Genomic DNA, 16631 nt, shown 5'->3' with positions numbered 1-16631 from the left:
CCTTAGTAGGTACGAACTTTCGGCTCGAACATGTCGACGGTCTTGGGCGCGAAGTTGACATCGCGCTGCCCCAGACGCTTCTCCAACGGGAAGTACATCGAGTGTTTCAGCCAGTTGGCGTCGTCGCGATCCGGATAGTCATAGCGCGAGTGGGCACCGCGGCTCTCCTTGCGTTCGAGTGCCGCAATCGCCGTGGCCTCGGCCACTTCCATCAGATTGTCCAGCTCCAGGGCTTCGACGCGTGCCGTGTTGAAGGCATTGGACTTGTCCGGCAGATAGGCATTGGCAATGCGCTCGCGGAGTTCTGCCAGCTGCTGCACGCCTTTCTGCATGTTGTCTTCTTCACGGAAGACACCGAAGTCGCTCTGCATGATTTCCTGCAGCGCCCGCTTGAGCTCGGGCACGCTCTCGCCGTCTTCGGACTCGTTCCAGCGATTGACGCGGCGCATGGCGGTATCGATGTCGTCCTCACTCGCCTCGAGGTAATCGACCCCTTCGTTGAGCGCCTGCTCGATGAACATGCCGGCCGCCCGGCCGAACACCACCAGGTCGAGCAGCGAGTTGCCACCCAGGCGGTTGGCGCCATGGACGGAGACACAGGCCGCTTCACCGACGGCATACAGGCCGTTGACGATCTGGTCGTTGCCGTCGCCATCCTGGGCAATGGCCTGGCCATGCACATTGGTGGCCACGCCACCCATCATGTAGTGGCAGGTCGGCACCACCGGGATCGGCTCCTTGGCCGGATCCACGTGGGCAAAGGTCTTGGCCAGCTCGACGATACCCGGCAGACGCTTGCCGAGCACTTCCTCGCCCAGGTGGTCGAGCTTGAGATAGACGTGGTCGCCGTTCTCGCCACAACCGCGACCCTCGAGGATCTCCAGGACCATGGAGCGCGCGACCACGTCGCGGCCGGCCAGGTCCTTGGCGTTGGGCGCATAGCGCTCCATGAAGCGCTCGCCATCCTTGTTGACCAGATAGCCACCTTCACCACGGCAACCCTCGGTGACCAGTACGCCGGCGCCGTAGATGCCGGTCGGGTGGAACTGCCACATTTCCATGTCCTGCATGGGAATGCCGGCACGCAGCGCCATGCCGATACCGTCGCCGGTATTGATCAGGGCGTTGGTCGTGGACGAATAGATACGCCCCGCACCACCGGTTGCCAGCACGGTCGCCTTGGACTTGACGTGGACCAGCTCGCCGGTCTCGATATCCATGGCGATGCAGCCCACCACGTCGCCATTGGCATTCTTGACCAGGTCGACGGCGTACCACTCATTGAGGAAGGTGGTGTTGTTTTTCAGGTTGTTCTGATAAAGCGTATGCAGCAGGGCGTGGCCGGTACGGTCGGCCGCCGCACAGGTGCGCGCTGCCTGGCCACCCTTGCCGAAGTCCTTGGACTGACCGCCGAAGGGACGCTGGTAGATGCGCCCATTGTCGAAGCGCGAGAACGGCAGCCCCATGTGCTCGAGCTCGAAGACCGCCTTGGGCCCTTCGGAGCACATGTACTCCGCGGCTTCCTGGTCGGTGATGTAGTCACCGCCCTTGACGGTGTCGTACATGTGCCAGCGCCAGTCGTCATCCGGGTCGGAGGACGCGATGGCACAGGTAATGCCGCCCTGGGCCGACACGGTGTGCGAGCGGGTCGGGAACACCTTGGTCAGCACGGCGGTCTTCTTGCCGGACTTGGCGAGTTCCAGTGCGGCACGCATGCCGGAACCACCACCACCGATGATGATGGCGTCGAATGTCAAACTACGCATGTTGGACATGAATCAGGCTCCCCACAGAACTTGGATGCCCCAGACCAGGAACACGAAGATGGCCAGGATGATGATGGACTGGGCGGCGACACGAATGCCGGTCGGCTTCAAATAGTCGGTGGTCACGGTCCACAGGCCGACCCAGGCATGCGCGGCGAGTGACACGAAGGCCAACAGCGAGAAGATGCGCATCCAGGTCTGGGCGAACAGGCCGCTCCAGGCGGCGTAATCCAGCCCGGGGGAAAACAGCAGGTAGCCGACGAGAAACAGGGAGTACAGCGCCAGCACAATGGCCGAGGCCCGCTGGAGGAGCCAGTCGGAAAGGCCGCTGCGCCCGAGGTTCGTGATATTGGTTACCATACCCAGACTCCCGCCAGAATGATCAGTACCGCACTCACCACGACGGTGATCTGCGCTTTCTTGATGCCGCCTTCCAGCGTCACACCAATGTCGATGTCCATCAGCAGGTGCTTGATGCCGGCCACGAAGTGGAATGCCAGTGCCGACAGCAAGCCCCAGGCAATCAGCTTCGCCAGGAAGTTGGTCGCCAGTGCGTCCTTCACGCTGGCGAAACCTTCGGGCGACGAAAGCGACGCATCCAGCGCCCAGAAGCCAAAAATCAGTCCAATGAAGAGAATGACGCCGGTAATGCGATGCACAATGGACGTCAAGGCGGGGAGTGGAAACTGTATCGTGGACAGATCCAGATTTACGGGTCGTTTGCTATTCACGGCTCTATACACACTCTCTTGGCCCGCCGCCGGGCAACTGGGCGTGCCCCGAAGCGGGCGGTGGTTTCGGGAAGGGGCAATCAAGACCGACGCGGCCACGATCGCCGTTTCCTGCCAGTCGCGGGATTAGATTATAGGGCGCTGCACAATCCCTGACAAATCAGGGCCCAATCGCGCCCGCCAGCCACACTGCAATGCGAAAAATTTCATTTCCCTTCTGCCGCGGGCCTCATCAGGCCGTCGCAGACGGAGAACCGCGCCATGTATGGTGCGAAGCACAATTTCTTGTACCAGAGCCTTACATGATCCGCGTTTTTGTCAAACCGACCACTCCAATGGACCAATTGACAATCACGAAGACGCTTCTATAGTGGGCAAACCTTTTGGCCGACAGGTCCTGACAGATAGCGGCTGGTCGGCTCGATACAGAATACGCAGAGGAGGCCAGCATGGCTGATAGGAAAGCGACTTTGACGGTAGATGGCCTGGACGAGCCGATCGAGCTGCCGATCTATTCCGGCACACGCGGACCTGACGTGGTCGACGTCCGCAGCCTCGGCGCGGAAGGCCTCTTCACCTACGACCCCGGCTTCATGGTCACCTCCTCCTGCTCGTCCGCCATCACCTACATCGACGGCGGCAAGGGCATGCTACTGCACCGTGGCTACCCCATCGACCAGCTGGCCGAGCACTCGGACTTCACCGAGCTCAGCTATCTGCTGATGTTCGGCGAACTGCCGAGCGATGCCGAATACCAGGAGTTCTCCAGGCGCATCACCGCCCACACCATGGTCCACGAGCAGCTCGCCAACTTCTTCAAGGGCTTTCGTCGCGACGCGCATCCAATGTCCATCCTGTGTGGCGTGGTCGGCGGCCTGGCGGCCTTCTACCATGATCACCTGGACATCACCAAGCAGGAAGATCGCGAGATCAGCGCCATTCGCCTGATTGCCAAGATGCCGACCATTGCGGCCATGTCCTACAAGTACAACATCGGGCAGCCGTTCAACTATCCTCGCAACAACCTGAACTATGCGGAAAACTTCCTCTACATGATGTTCAGCAATCCCTGTGAGGATTACGAGATCAATCCGGTCTATGCCAAGGCCATGGACCGCATCTTCATGCTGCATGCCGACCACGAGCAGAACGCTTCCACCTCGACCGTTCGCCTGGCGGGCTCCACCGGCGCCAACCCGTTTGCCTGCATCAGCGCCGGTATCGCGGCACTCTGGGGGCCGGCACATGGCGGCGCCAACGAGGCCGTGCTCAACATGCTCGACGAGATCGGCGACGAGAGCGAGGAGAACATTCAGCGCTTCATCGATCGCGCCAAGGACAAGGAAGACTCCTTCAAGCTGATGGGCTTCGGCCACCGCGTCTATCGCAACTTCGACCCGCGTGCCAAGGTCATGAAAGAGACCTGCGACGAAGTCCTCGAACAGCTGGGCCGTGCCGACGACCCGCAGCTGCGCATCGCCAAGCGCCTCGAGCAGATCGCGCTGGAAGATGAATACTTCATCGAGCGCAAGCTGTACCCGAACGTCGACTTCTATTCCGGCATCATCCTCAAGGCCATGGGCATCCCGAAGAACATGTTCACCGTGATCTTCGCCGTATCACGCACCATCGGCTGGATCTCCCATTGGCACGAAATGATCAGCGACAGCTACAAGATCGGCCGCCCGCGCCAGCTATACGTGGGTCATGACAAGCGCGACTACCCCGCCGAGTAAGTCACGCGGCACTGTCAAAGCGTCTTGCTGCCCAAGGCCACCTTCCACGGTGGCCTTTTTTGTTCCGGCATCACACTACCCCATCGATCAGGAGGGATTGCATGAACCCGACCATCCAGCGCATCGCCTTCATCGGACTCGGCGTCATGGGCTACCCCATGGCCGGCCACCTCGCCCGGACCGGTTTCGAAGTGCATGTCTACAACCGCACCACATCCCGGGCGGAGGCCTGGGTCACCGCTCACGGCGGGGAACACCATCCCACCCCCCGTCAGGCCGCCCTCGATGCCGACCTGGTCCTGATGTGTGTCGGCAATGACCAGGACGTCGAGGCGGTCACGCTGGGCGAAGAAGGCGCCCTGGCCGGCATGTCACAGGGCAGCCTGCTGGTCGACCACACCACAGCTTCGGCAAGCCTGGCCGAAACCCTGGATGCCGCCTGCCGCGAGCGAGACATCGGCTTCATCGATGCACCGGTCTCCGGCGGCCAGCAAGGCGCCGAGAATGGCGGCCTGACGATCATGTGCGGGGGAGCCGAAAATGACTACGCACGGGCCGAGGCTGTCCTGGGGCACTATGGGCGCGCCGTCAACCTGATGGGCCCCGCCGGCAGCGGCCAACTGACCAAGATGGTCAACCAGATCTGCATCGCCGGCCTGGTCCAGGGGCTGTCGGAAGGCCTGCATTTCGCCGAGAAGGCCGGCCTGGACCAGACGCGCGTCATCGAGGTCATTGCCCAGGGCGCTGCTGGTTCCTGGCAAATGGAAAACCGCCACCAGACCATGATCAACGGTGAGTACCAGCACGGCTTCGCCATCGACTGGATGCGCAAGGACCTGGATATCTGCCTGCACCAGGCCCGTCAGATCCAGGCGCGCTTGCCGGTGACGGCGCTGGTGGACCAGTTCTATGCCGAGGTACAGGCCATGGGTGGCGGGCGCTGGGACACCTCTGCCCTGCTGAAACGGCTCCAGGCCGGCGACGCGGTGTGACCACTCGACAGACCGTTCATCCGGCGCCTGGCCACGACCTGACGGTATCCCCCGACGCCACATCCAGAAGGCCCGGATGAACCGCCATGAAGATGCCACAGCACATCAAGGCGACGCCCTGCTGAATCAGCCAGCCCTGTGCACAGGGCTGCGCCGTTCGGCCCCGCCCCACGCCCTCTTGCGGCCCTTGAAGCCTTTTCCACACAATCTGTGGATAAACCTGTTTAAAACCTTTCCAAAACGTCCCTGAATCGCCATGAACAGCGGCTCAGCCTCAAATTGATCAAAATTTAACCCGTTTCAAGGCATTGATTTTAAAGAGATTTTCTGAGAACCCCGGCATCATGCGGGTTAGCGGGATGTCAAGCTCCGTGTCACATGGAAGGAACAGCAGACGTGGACAAGTCAAGCCCTGAAATCGCCTTTTATGGCTTGAATGAGACACAGACTCATGTTTTACCGATAGCTATCCACAAGCCAGAGCAGCGGCGAGAACATCCAGGCGAGCAAGGAAAAACGTTCGCGAATGCGAAGGAAGCGCCGAATACGAGCGGAAGAGGAGATGGCGTCCCATAGGGGGTTCGAACCCCTGTTACCGCCGTGAAAGGGCGGTGTCCTGGACCACTAGACGAATGGGACGCAAGGTCTTCGGAAGCGAGATGATGGTGGAGCCTAGCGGGCTCGAACCGCTGACCTCAACACTGCCAGTGTTGCGCTCTCCCAGCTGAGCTAAGGCCCCGTATCTCGTGAAGACGGGGCGTATAATACTGACAACTGTGGGGTTCGTCAACCCCCCGGGCTTCGCCCGGAGCTGGAAGCTGGAAGCTGGAAGGCAGCATGAACGCCGGCAGTATAGGGTCAAGGTTTTTCTTCCAGCTTCAAGCTTACGACTTCAAGCCCCCGGCGCAGCCGGGAACTTCCAGCTCAAAGCGGCGCAGCCGCGTCTTACAACTCCCGATATTCCTTCTCGAAGCGCTTGGTCTGTTTCTTGGACACGCCGCCCAGCACGCTGATGGCGTGGCGCAGTCGGGCTCGGGTGACATCCGAGCCGAGGATCGCCATGGCGTCCATCACGGAGGTGCTCGTGGAGGAACCGGTGATGGCGATGAAGACCGGTGCCAGGAAATCCTTCATCTTCAGTTCGAAATGGCTGGAGAGCCCCTTGACCTCGGCCAGCAGGGCTTCCTTGTTCCAGGCAGGCAGCGTTTCGCATCGCCAGGACAGGAACTGCAGCAGCTTGACGAGCGTCTCGCGTTCCAGCTTCACCCCGGCAAAGCTCGTTTCGTCCACATTGACCGTTCCGGCGAAGAAGTGCCCGGCCAGCGGCATGACCTCCGACAGTGTCTCCACCCGGGGGCGAACCTGGGGCAGAATCTGGCGCGCATAGGCTTCGTTGAAGGCCCACTCTTTCAGGGCCTCGAGTAAGGCATCGTCATCCAGGTCCTCACGGATATACAGACCATTCAGCCAGGACAGCTTTTCCAGATCGAAGACCGGCCCGCCGAGCGACACACGCTGAATATCGAAGTGTGCCATCATCTCGTCCAGGGTGAACTTCTCGCGTTCGTCGGGCATCGACCAGCCCATGCGCCCCAGGTAGTTGGCCACGGCCTGCGGGAGGAAACCCATGCGCCGATAATAGTTGATCGACGTCGGATTCTTGCGCTTTGACAGCTTCGACTTGTCGGGATTGCGCAGCAGGGGCATGTGACAGATGGTCGGCATCGGCCAGCCGAAGTACTCGTAGAGCAGCTGGTGCTTGGGCGCGGAATTGATCCACTCCTCGCCCCGTAATACATGGGTGATACCCATCAGGTGGTCATCCACCACATTGGCCAGATGATAGGTGGGCATGCCATCCGACTTCAGCAGGACCTGGGCGTCCACCTGGGCCCAGTCGACCTCGATGGAGCCGCGCAGCATATCCTCGACCACACAGGTACCCTTGGTGGGTACCGTCATGCGTACCACATGGGGCCAGCCTTCCTGCTCGCGGCGTGCCACTTCATCGGCAGGCAGCGCCAGGTCATCGGGCTTCAGAGCCAGGTGCTGCCCCGCCGCCTTGCGTTCTTCACGCAGCTGATCCAGCTCTTCACTGGTGCGGTAGCACTTGAAGGCATGGCCCGACTGCACCAGCTGCCGGGCATACTCGACATAGATATCACCGCGCTCACTCTGTCGATAAGGGCCATGAGGGCCCCCGACATCCGGTCCTTCGTCCCACTCCAGACCCAGCCAGCGCAGCGAATCGAGAATCATCTGCTCGGATTCGGCGGTGGACCGCTGGCGATCCGTGTCCTCGATGCGAAGAATGAACTGGCCACCGTGCTGCCGAGCGAAGCACAGATTGAACAGGGCAATATAGGCCGTGCCCACATGGGGATCTCCGGTGGGAGACGGCGCAATACGAGTACGTACGGTCATGTCATCCTGGGTCCGATCGATGAAAAAGGAAGCCCGCTCACCGGGCAGTCACCGGCATTATACGCACCTCACCCGCTACCGGCAGCCTGTCCCGGATGATCCCCGACAACAGGCAGGCGGATGTCAGGGCAGGAACTTCACCCCTGAGGGCTCGATGCGCACCTGCCAGGCGGCTTCCACGACCTGCCCCAGACCATGTTCGGACTCGACGACCCATTCCCCGGTCAGGTGCTGCCCCTTGTCTCCCAGACGCGACCGGACCGCTGCCGGCTGCACGCTGGCCGGCGGCATGACCAGGCGCACCCGGTACTCTCCTTCGGGCAGGCCACTGCCTGGACCGAAGGGCCCGGCCGATACGGCACCGTCCACGACCTCCTGGCTATCACGCCAGCTGACGCCGCTGGCACTGCGTTCGGCCATTATCCTCAGCCGAGTCCCCTCGGGCAGGTTGGTCGCTACCTCGATGACCAGGCGGCTGGTCTCATCGATGCGCACCGAGGCATCGAACTCCACCGGCTGAGTCAAAGCGTTCGCCTCTTCGGCACTGGCTTCCTGCGTTTCGGTATCCGGCTGCGCCACTCCGCCCAGACGATCATCGTCTGGCTGATCATCACTGCCACAGCCCGCCACCAACAGCACGACGCTCAGCACGACTGACTGCCATCTCTTCATGCGTGCCCCCAGCACCGAGGATGAGCCTTCAGCGTATCATTCAGCCACGCACCTGCCGACACACTTCGACCATTATCCCGCGATCAGGCTCGACCCGACCTCCACGGAGCGCCACCGACTCTCGCAAGCCCGCCCCGGAGTGATAGAATGGCGACCATATCTCACGCTTCCTGTAGCCGAATCGCATGACCAGCACCCTCGACCGAACCTTCTCCGTGGCGCCCATGATGGATCGGTGGTCAGTCCCGCCACTCAGGGCCTCACAGCGGTTTAGTACCAAATAAATTCCTTCTGATTATCCCTGCTCGCCCTTGAACGATCTCGAGTCCGTTGCGCGGCGAAGAGCCGTGAGTGACGTGCACGACGCGTGCGTGTGCGCCTGTCGCGCGGGGTCATCTCAGAGTCCGTGGGGGGGCTCGGAAAAAGGTAATGTCCTGCCAGAATCTTTCCTAACCACATGAATATCGAGGGCAGCGGCCGCCAATACTGCCTGTTCGTGGTTACCGGCATCGAGGAAACCAGCAGCGCTATGTTCCGTGACGGCGCCCCGCCAAGATCGAATTCTCGATGACCCTCGAGCACGTCGACGCCCAGGCCGGCGCGGCCGCCATGGGCGATATCACCCTCTCCGTGCTGCAGGGAGCCTACGCCTGATGCCAGCGCCCTATCATCGCCCCAGCTACCGCGTCACCATGGCCGGGCAGGTCATTACCCCCCAAGCTCAACGGCCGGCTCACCTCACTGCGCATCAAGGCTCAGCGCGACCAGGAATCCAACCAGCTCGACATCACCCTCACCGACCACTGGGCGAGCTCGTCATCCCGCCCAGTGACGCCATGCTCAGCGTCGCCATCGGCTGGAAAGACGAAGGCCTGATCGACCGTGACACCTACCACATCGACGAGGTCCAGCACTCCGGCACCCCCGACAAGCTGACCATCCGCGCCCGCGCGGCCGACATGGGCGAGCAGCTCCCCAAGAAGCGCACCCAGAGCTGGCACCACCTGCCCCAGAAACTCGGCGACATCATTGGCGCCATCGCCGGCCGCAATGGCCTATCGCCGGTCATCGGCGGCGAGCTGGCTTCGATCACCCTGCCCCACATCGACCAGACCGACGAAAGCGACATCAACTTTCTCACCCGCCTGGGCAAGCGTTACAACGCCATGGCCACCATCAAGAGCGGCCGCCTGCTGTTCACCCCCGCCGGCGACGGCAAGGCCGCCAGCGGCGCTTCCTTGGGTGGCCTCACCATCACCCGCCAGGACGGCGACCGCCACCGTTACAGCCGCACCTCGCGCGACGCCGAGAGCTACACCGGCGTCAAAGCCTTCTGGAACGACCCGCGCAAGGCCAAGCGCCAGGAAGTTGTCGCCGGCGGTACCGAAAAGCTCAAGGAACTGCGCGCCGTCTTCGCCACCGAGGCCGACGCCATGGACGAAGCCCGGTCAGAGTGGCAGCGCATCCAACGCCGCGAGGCCCTGTTCGAACTCACCATGGCCCACGGCCGCGCCGACCTTATCGCCGAACCCCCGTTGACCCTTGTCGGCTGGAAGCCCCAGATCGACGGCACCGACTGGCTGATCACCGACGTCGAAGACATCCTCGACGACAACAGCTACATCACCCGGATCCGCTGTGAGGTGAAGACTGAAGGTTGAGCTATTCACATTCGCCTTTATCGAAAACTAGTAGCAGCAACTTGCAGACCACCATGCCCTCAGCAACACTTCATACATCACCCACACTACGGTTAGCATCAAGGCCTTCATAAGCCACAATCTAATTAGCTAACTTTATTGAATCAACCAAACTCTCGACACAATCGCGAAGATCAAGAACATCAAGGCCAACACCATAATCCACAGCTTCCTTGGCAACTTTAACTTTGTCTACATTTTTAACTAGAACACCATCCTTATCAAAAAATGGGAGGACATGTTGATACTCCCCAACCCTATGCCTTTTCCCAAAACTCTTATACGATGAAGAAAGAGCATTTTCCATAACCTCTCTATCAATATAATTCTCTATCTCCCTCCCCCTAGTAACCCAAAACATGCCCCCAACACACCTTAACTCTTCAATAACTCTCTCTTTTGTTTTATTTATACCATCACTGGATTTTTTCTTATCACTGTCCATCAAAACACAAACATTCCTATTAATCCTCAAAAGCTCAACAAGAGACTTCTCACTCCCTCCCTCCAACTCATCCCTAAGGGTCAAATGGCTCAAAAGCCGCCCTCCATAGAACATAACTGAATAATGAACACCCTCCACAAGTGAATCATCACAAACCCTAATCCACTCATTCACATATATTCTATCTGAAGGCCCTTCGACCCAAACTATAAAATTTGATTGCAGCAGGTCCGACGGCCTATACCCCATATCAAATATAACACTCGACCTCCCCCCTTCCGAATAGACTTTGTTAACCTCTGTAGAATTTTCACCATTTAGCTGGACTCTGAATACAGAGGCTTCTCTATCATCAATAAGACTTGGCGAGTGAGTTGCAATAAAGTATTGATTTGTTGTCTCACTCTTTATGTAACGTATCAACCTTCTCTGCAGCACTGGGTGCAAATGAATCTCAGGCTCCTCAATGCAAACAATTTGTTCGTCTACCATTGTGCAAAAAGAAGCCAGCATGACTACTTCATGAATCCCGGTCCCCAAGGATTCGAGAGGAAGGACCTTCTCATTCATATGAACTAACACACAGTCCCTCTCATATGGGACCTCAATTTTCGCTTCTTCACAGGACGTCACTGATGCGATAAAATTATTTATCTTGTGAAACTTATTTTTTTCATCTCTTTTCTTAACGCCAGGGTTCTGCAACTGCGCCAACTTATCTATCAATCCATTCCCATTCCATAACATCTCATCATATTGCGAAGCCGTAACCTCCCTTATTGCAGGTATTAAATATGTATTCTTTTCATCCAACTGAATTTTATTCTTCACCCACTCTATCAATTCTGGAATATGATGTTGTATCAGCCCACCGCCCTGCTTCGAAGTCAGAATCGACCATAAATCGCTCCAGACCCTATTATCCGCTCGATCAGCAAGTTCTTTAACATCTACTTCATTGTAAAGCACCATGCTTTGCTTTCTTGAATCATAGCTCAACCAGACCATACCAAAAAGACATAACTCATCTACTATAAGATAAATGGCATCAATATAGGGCGGCTTACAAAGCCTATCATTCTTCTCTCTCAACGCATCCTTCACTGATTTACGAAGCCTCTCCGAACTTATTCCCAGCCCTCTTTTAACTTGAGATTTTCTTGCCCCAGCATTTACATCAAGATCACTTATATCTAACTTTCCTTTCACTACTGCTCTCGGCCCTTGCAAGCTACCCAGCATCCCTTCTACTTGACTATGAATAAAACTTAGCACGCAAGATTTCCCTGAATTATTCTCTCCTACAATAAAATTCAGTCTTCCAAAAGGCCCGACCAACTGAACACCATCACCAATTCCTTTATAATTAGATACTAACACACCTTCCAAGTGATCCATATTACACCTCTACACAATTCATAACCTACGCTGAAGGTTAATGAAATATTATACATTTACCAAAATTCGGCTAGCTTCATTTCATAGCATAGACAAGCATGAGGACTAGGAGAGACACAATACTGGTGAAAGGCACGTCCTTTCAAACTCACATATAGCCACCGCTCTCTCCACAAAAGATTCCTCCTAAGCGATCCGCCATAAACACCCCATATCACCTCGCTGATCACCACACCTCACAAGAACGTCGATCAACACCATAAAAACCACATGTCATACGATGCCGGGGAATCAAGAAATTCTGTAATTAAGCCTAGCACTAAAACTTTTTTCCACGACACCGATAAGCTGAAGGAACTCCGCATCGCTCTGATCGCCCCCCCACAGATCGAAGGCACCAACTGACTGATCACCGATGTCTAAGATATCCTCAACGAGGACGGCTACATTACGCGGATTCACGCGGGGTGAAGGTAGGGACGTAACTCACGTCGGCCTGGCCATGCTCGAGCTAACCATGACCCACGGCCGGGCCAATGTGCTGCCCGAGTCATCGCTGCGGGTCAGCTTCGGGATGAGGTGAAGGTGACCCATCAGGGGCTGTCTCTGCTGCCAAGAGGAGGCCTGCAGGAGTCAATGTGGCGCAAGATCATCTACCACCCTTCCAAGCCCCTCCCTATCAACATGGCACAAATGACTAAAAAACCTCTTACACATCATTGTCCAACACGCTATCTCTATTCTTTCTTCTAACACGCAAGAGAAGACCAAAATTCTTTTCGACCACAACAAGTATTGCATTGAGCTGAACAAAAGCCAAAAACACCATAAAAGAAACAGCCAAGGCTTTCACCAGCGGCATTTCCACATCAAAATAAGAGTATGCTTTAAACAAAGGCAAGGCTACTTGAGCAGCAACAGCAAAGATAATCACAAAAGCCGACTGCAAAACAATCTGAAAAAGCTCTGATAGATAGTTGGCATCTCTAGTTGATTCGACAACTGCCTCGGCATCTTCGACTCGCTTCCCAACAATGGGGGCTTGCAAGGCTCGAGGATAAATGATTGCTATCCAAGCCCCGATAATTGCAAAAACTATAGCCGAAACATTTAGGAGAACCCCCATCACGTCGACAAATGCATCAAGCGTAAATTTCTCAAGATCTCCATATGTCAAATAGCCAATAGCTGACGACAACAACAAGCATAACGCGAGTCTAATTATCATAACAACCCCCTTTAAGGGAAGAGCTTCCTAGCTCCATCAAGAGCTGAGTATAGCTTTCCTGCAGGCACGAATCCATCAATTTTTCCAGCAACACTAATATCAATATCATCTTTAATAGCATTACCAAAGAAAGAGACACGCTTTTGATCACTAGTTAATGCAACCAAATTCTCAAGGCCATCGCTTGGACCTACCCCTGAGACTTCATCAAAGAGCTCAACGACTTCTTCGTATGTTGGCTTCCAAGTTATTTCACTTTTATACCTAACTTTTGCCAATCTCCTTGGTTTATAAACCAGGCCTTTAAAAACACCATCTTCGTACACACGCTCAGCGACAGTACGACTTTCATTGGCATCACTAGAAAATTCTATAGCTTCTGTCCTCTGTAGCCTCGTGATTTTTGGTCGCACTGCCAGAAGCTGCTTAAGCACATCACCGCTTTTACATATATCTATATCAACACGGGGTTTTACATGGCCATGGATATTGGATGATGAGCCATCAGGAGAATACCCGAGAAGCGTCTTATCGTAATTGTGCTCTGTCACCTTAACTTTGGAAGAAGAAACGCACCATGGGGTTGCACGCCAACCTAGGAATCCATAAAGGTAATGAACAAGATTCATCTTCCCCTTGTCTGAGTGCTCAAACTCAAGAGCAAGCATTTTCTTTTCTCTAGGAAAAAACCAAAAGTAAACAGGAAACCCTGGAATGTACTTTTTGTAATCGAAACTTCGAGTTGTCACCTGACCATGTCCCGGTCTATTAGATCGAGAAAGACCATAAACATCACCTTTGTTTGAATTTACCTCTTTCCAAAGGACGACAACTGTTTCTCCGGATGCGCGGTCATGGTGACCATCTGCAAAGAAAGTAGCATGACGGGTTGTGCTACCCGAAGGTGCATAAGTCTTTGTGTTATCTATCTGCGTTACGCTCTTACCCCAGTCGACAAAGCTATCCAAACACTTCTCCATCGAAGGAAAACCAGCAACCTCTTCGCCTCTATTATAGTAACCAAGCCGAGCGATATCATAAACTGTACAAGAAACCTTCATAACCACCCCTGGTATTACAAAATCACACATCGCATAATTTATTTACTTATATTTATGCTGCGGTTATCCGTATACGATTCCACCACAATCCCCCGGCACTCCACATGCCGCGCAAACATCTCCTCTCCCCCGGCAGCCGGTATCAGGCGGAACGCCCCGCCCAAGCGGTGGCTGCGAAAAAGCTCCAGGCCATCATCCGTCTCAATCACCGCCAGGTCGCCATGCTACACCGGGCGCGCCTCGTCGATCACCAGAACATCGCCCTCGATAACCTCGCCCTCAACACCGGCGCCTGCGCACACCTCCACCAAATAGCAACTCGGCGGTAGCCGCCGAGCGTCCAGGCCCTGGTGTGCAAGATGGTCATGGCCCGGCATGGCCGGGCCGAGATAGGTCAATCGCATGGCCAACCTCAATCAAAGCTGAACTCGCTGCGATTGCTACCAGCGTCTACTTCCATCTGCACGCAGCTTTCCAACAGGGAATAGCTACCAGGGCCGCTCACGCTGGAAACATCCTTACAGTGACGTTGAATACTGCCGGGGAGGCTGGACCAAGCCGGCTTCAGGTTGTCGTAAGCCTGTTGCTCCATGTCGATACAGCTGTTGTACAGCATGTTGCTGGAGCCACCAACGGACGCGACCTGCTCGCAATGCCCTTCGACGTCAAAGCGTGGCATTCCCGACGCCAACGCCATTCCAGAAAGAGCGGAAAGTCCGACAGCCAGAACCAGTTGATATTTCATATTCCCCCCAGAGAGCATCAGACGAGAGAGACGATGGGTGCCGGGCTGAGCTGCCCATAATCAAACGCTTCCTTCTCGGGCTGCGTGCTATCCAGTGCAGCACCGAATATCGCCAGTCCAGTGAAGTAGACGATGGGGGATACGACGAGGGTCAAAATCAGCTGGGTGATACCGACCCCCGTCTTGCCGCGAGTGATAACGACAATCGCGATGATGAAGGCCACAAAGTTGAGAGGTGCGCCCAAGAACAGGCCAATGCCGGGAAACGGCACCAGAAAGCAGATCCAGGCGATTACCAGCAAGATCCAGACAGCTTTCGTGGGCGCTCCCTTGCCGCTGTTGGCGTCCATATCCGTATTACTCATTCCCTTCTCCTTGCGCAAAAAAAGCCCTCTTTCGGGGCCTCTGGGTTAAGCCAAGCGTATAACGGTATTGCTGGATATGAAGGCAAACAGCTCTACAGAAATACGCCTAGCCGCTTAAAAAAGCTTGCCAATCCTCACTTCACACCGCCCCAGGATCTCCACCTCGCGCATCTGCTCGGGGCGGATCATCTCGGGCTGGTAGTGTTCATTATCACTGATCAGGTACAGCGCGCCACCGGCCAGGCGCTGCACCCGCTTGATACGGCGCTCGCCGCTGATCATCAGCAGGAACACGCCTTCCTGCCGGAAATCGGTATCGCCCAAGTTGACCAGCACCCAGTCGCCGTCGACCAGGGTGGTCTCCATGGAGTCGCCGCGCACCTTGATGCCAGCGACCTGCTCGGGAGCAATCCCCATCGCGGCAAGCTGTGCATCCGGAAAGTACAGCTGCCCTTCCACGCGTTTATCTTCCAGCGAACGTCCAGCACCGGCCGCACCCTCCACATCGTAGAGATTCACCGGGGCTAGGCCTGGCCCAGGCGTGGCTGTCGCAGGTACTGGCGTGCCATCTCCAACACGGTAGGCCGTCTGGGAACCACTTGCCCCCGAAACCGAACGGTTCCCCGTAAGGAGGTACTGTACATCTACCTCCGCGCGAACGATCGACGATAGGTAGTCTGCTTTCGGGCTTCGCTGGTCACCCTCATACAGCATCTGAGTTTTTTTGGTAACTGAAGCGAGGTCACCGAACTGTGTCTGACTTAGACCCAGACGCTCCCTCTCTTCCCGCAACCGATCGCCAATAGACACCATTCGGTATTATCTTCCCTTGGCATGGGCTCCATTTTCTGAAACGTAGTTTTAGACAACCTTAGAGAAGCCTACCCGATGAGCACTGACGACAACAGCCCTCGCCCTGTGGTATCGCGCTTTCCGCGCGGCTGTACCGCAAAGGTAATAGTCCAGATCAATCCCCTTGAACGCAGGAAGATGGGAGCCATCGCCGAGCTGGACATGCGCTCGCTCTCCAGCACCGCCCGAATGCTGCTGATCAAGGGCCTTGAGCAGTACGAAGCCGAGACCGAGCAGGCCGCTCGGTCCTGATTTCTCCACCGTCCTGTATTGCCGCATAAGGAACTCCGACATGTACCAGGACCCGAAACGCGTTCGCACCAAGTCCACCGTTTACCTCGATCAGTACGAGGCCGACGTCATCACCGCGCTGGCCAACTACCTGGGCGTGCCCAAGGCCGAGGTGATGCGCCAGATGATGATGAAGGAGGCCCAGGAGGTATTGGGCGTCGACCTCACCGCGCTAACCGACACTATCGCCGCCAGCGCTGGCTAAACCCAGCACCACATCCACCG

General features: G+C 56.5%; 17 protein-coding genes and 2 tRNA genes. 5 read left to right on the top strand and 14 right to left on the bottom strand.

Annotation, left to right across the window (positions count from 1 at the left end; translation table 11 throughout):
* Nucleotides 1–2 precede the first annotated feature (2 nt).
* The 3 genes from sdhA to sdhC are packed head-to-tail and all read right to left on the bottom strand — an operon-like array spanning nt 3 to nt 2497.
* On the bottom strand, nt 3–1775 hold the full coding sequence (gene sdhA, locus QWY79_RS12285) for a succinate dehydrogenase flavoprotein subunit (protein WP_290273121.1): 1773 nt from the start codon (nt 1773–1775) through the stop codon (nt 3–5).
* A gap of 3 nt (nt 1776–1778) precedes the next feature.
* Nucleotides 1779–2126: a succinate dehydrogenase, hydrophobic membrane anchor protein gene (sdhD, locus tag QWY79_RS12280; protein ID WP_290273119.1), complete on the bottom strand. Its 348-nt coding sequence runs from the start codon at nt 2124–2126 to the stop codon at nt 1779–1781.
* The gene (sdhC, locus tag QWY79_RS12275) at nt 2120–2497 is read right to left on the bottom strand and encodes a succinate dehydrogenase, cytochrome b556 subunit (RefSeq protein WP_290273116.1); all 378 of its coding nucleotides are present in this window, start codon (nt 2495–2497) and stop codon (nt 2120–2122) included. Before sdhC ends, sdhD begins: the two co-directional genes overlap by 7 nt.
* 449 nt (nt 2498–2946) lie before the next feature.
* Between sdhC and gltA the strand changes: the two genes are divergently transcribed.
* Entirely contained in the window at nt 2947–4233 is a 1287-nt protein-coding gene (gltA, locus tag QWY79_RS12270) for a citrate synthase (protein WP_290273115.1), read from the top strand.
* Nucleotides 4234–4334: 101 nt separating this feature from the next.
* Nucleotides 4335–5225 (top strand): NAD(P)-dependent oxidoreductase, encoded by an 891-nt coding sequence (locus QWY79_RS12265; RefSeq protein WP_290273113.1) that lies wholly within the window; start codon nt 4335–4337, stop codon nt 5223–5225.
* Between the two features lie 563 nt (nt 5226–5788).
* Here QWY79_RS12265 and QWY79_RS12260 read toward each other — a convergent pair.
* The 4 genes from QWY79_RS12260 to QWY79_RS12245 all read right to left on the bottom strand — a co-directional run bounded on the left by QWY79_RS12260 (nt 5789) and on the right by QWY79_RS12245 (nt 8321).
* Nucleotides 5789–5864: transfer RNA gene (locus QWY79_RS12260), tRNA-Glu, on the bottom strand.
* A 24-nt stretch (nt 5865–5888) separates the two neighbouring features.
* Nucleotides 5889–5964: transfer RNA gene (locus QWY79_RS12255), tRNA-Ala, on the bottom strand.
* 206 nt (nt 5965–6170) lie between these two features.
* Entirely contained in the window at nt 6171–7649 is a 1479-nt protein-coding gene (gene gltX, locus QWY79_RS12250; protein ID WP_290273111.1) for a glutamate--tRNA ligase, read from the bottom strand.
* Nucleotides 7650–7772: 123 nt separating this feature from the next.
* Nucleotides 7773–8321, bottom strand: a complete 549-nt coding sequence (locus tag QWY79_RS12245) for a hypothetical protein (RefSeq protein WP_290273109.1) — start codon at nt 8319–8321, stop codon at nt 7773–7775.
* Nucleotides 8322–9157: 836 nt separating this feature from the next.
* Between QWY79_RS12245 and QWY79_RS12240 the strand changes: the two genes are divergently transcribed.
* A complete protein-coding gene (locus QWY79_RS12240; RefSeq protein ID WP_290273107.1) occupies nt 9158–9982 on the top strand; it encodes a contractile injection system protein, VgrG/Pvc8 family in 825 nt (274 codons plus the stop codon).
* 121 nt (nt 9983–10103) lie between these two features.
* Here QWY79_RS12240 and QWY79_RS12235 read toward each other — a convergent pair whose 3' ends face one another.
* From QWY79_RS12235 to QWY79_RS12205, 7 genes are all read right to left on the bottom strand, one after another.
* Nucleotides 10104–11864 carry an AAA family ATPase gene (locus QWY79_RS12235; RefSeq protein WP_290273106.1) on the bottom strand — a complete coding sequence of 587 codons (1761 nt, stop codon included), beginning with the start codon at nt 11862–11864 and terminating at the stop codon, nt 10104–10106.
* Between the two features lie 709 nt (nt 11865–12573).
* A complete protein-coding gene (locus tag QWY79_RS12230) occupies nt 12574–13092 on the bottom strand; it encodes a hypothetical protein (protein ID WP_290273104.1) in 519 nt (172 codons plus the stop codon).
* An 11-nt stretch (nt 13093–13103) separates the two neighbouring features.
* Entirely contained in the window at nt 13104–14153 is a 1050-nt protein-coding gene (locus QWY79_RS12225) for a hypothetical protein (RefSeq protein WP_290273102.1), read from the bottom strand.
* Nucleotides 14154–14377: 224 nt separating this feature from the next.
* Complete coding sequence (locus QWY79_RS12220; RefSeq protein WP_290273100.1) at nt 14378–14557, bottom strand: hypothetical protein; 180 nt, start codon at nt 14555–14557, stop codon at nt 14378–14380.
* An 8-nt stretch (nt 14558–14565) separates the two neighbouring features.
* On the bottom strand, nt 14566–14898 hold the full coding sequence (locus QWY79_RS12215; protein ID WP_290273099.1) for a hypothetical protein: 333 nt from the start codon (nt 14896–14898) through the stop codon (nt 14566–14568).
* A gap of 17 nt (nt 14899–14915) precedes the next feature.
* Nucleotides 14916–15263 carry a hypothetical protein gene (locus QWY79_RS12210; protein ID WP_290273097.1) on the bottom strand — a complete coding sequence of 116 codons (348 nt, stop codon included), beginning with the start codon at nt 15261–15263 and terminating at the stop codon, nt 14916–14918.
* Between the two features lie 114 nt (nt 15264–15377).
* Nucleotides 15378–15782: a S24 family peptidase gene (locus QWY79_RS12205; protein WP_290273095.1), complete on the bottom strand. Its 405-nt coding sequence runs from the start codon at nt 15780–15782 to the stop codon at nt 15378–15380.
* Nucleotides 15783–16151: 369 nt separating this feature from the next.
* On the opposite strand from QWY79_RS12205, the gene QWY79_RS12200 reads away from it, so the two are divergent.
* Nucleotides 16152–16367 (top strand): hypothetical protein, encoded by a 216-nt coding sequence (locus QWY79_RS12200; RefSeq protein ID WP_290273093.1) that lies wholly within the window; start codon nt 16152–16154, stop codon nt 16365–16367.
* 40 nt (nt 16368–16407) lie between these two features.
* The gene (locus QWY79_RS12195; protein ID WP_290273091.1) at nt 16408–16611 is read left to right on the top strand and encodes a hypothetical protein; all 204 of its coding nucleotides are present in this window, start codon (nt 16408–16410) and stop codon (nt 16609–16611) included.
* The last annotated feature ends 20 nt before the right edge of the window (nt 16612–16631 follow it).

This window comes from Halomonas sabkhae (assembly GCF_030409265.1).
In the GTDB taxonomy this organism is placed as follows: Bacteria; Pseudomonadota; Gammaproteobacteria; order Pseudomonadales; family Halomonadaceae; genus Halomonas; species Halomonas halmophila.
This window is presented reverse-complemented; position numbering and strand designations above follow the sequence as displayed.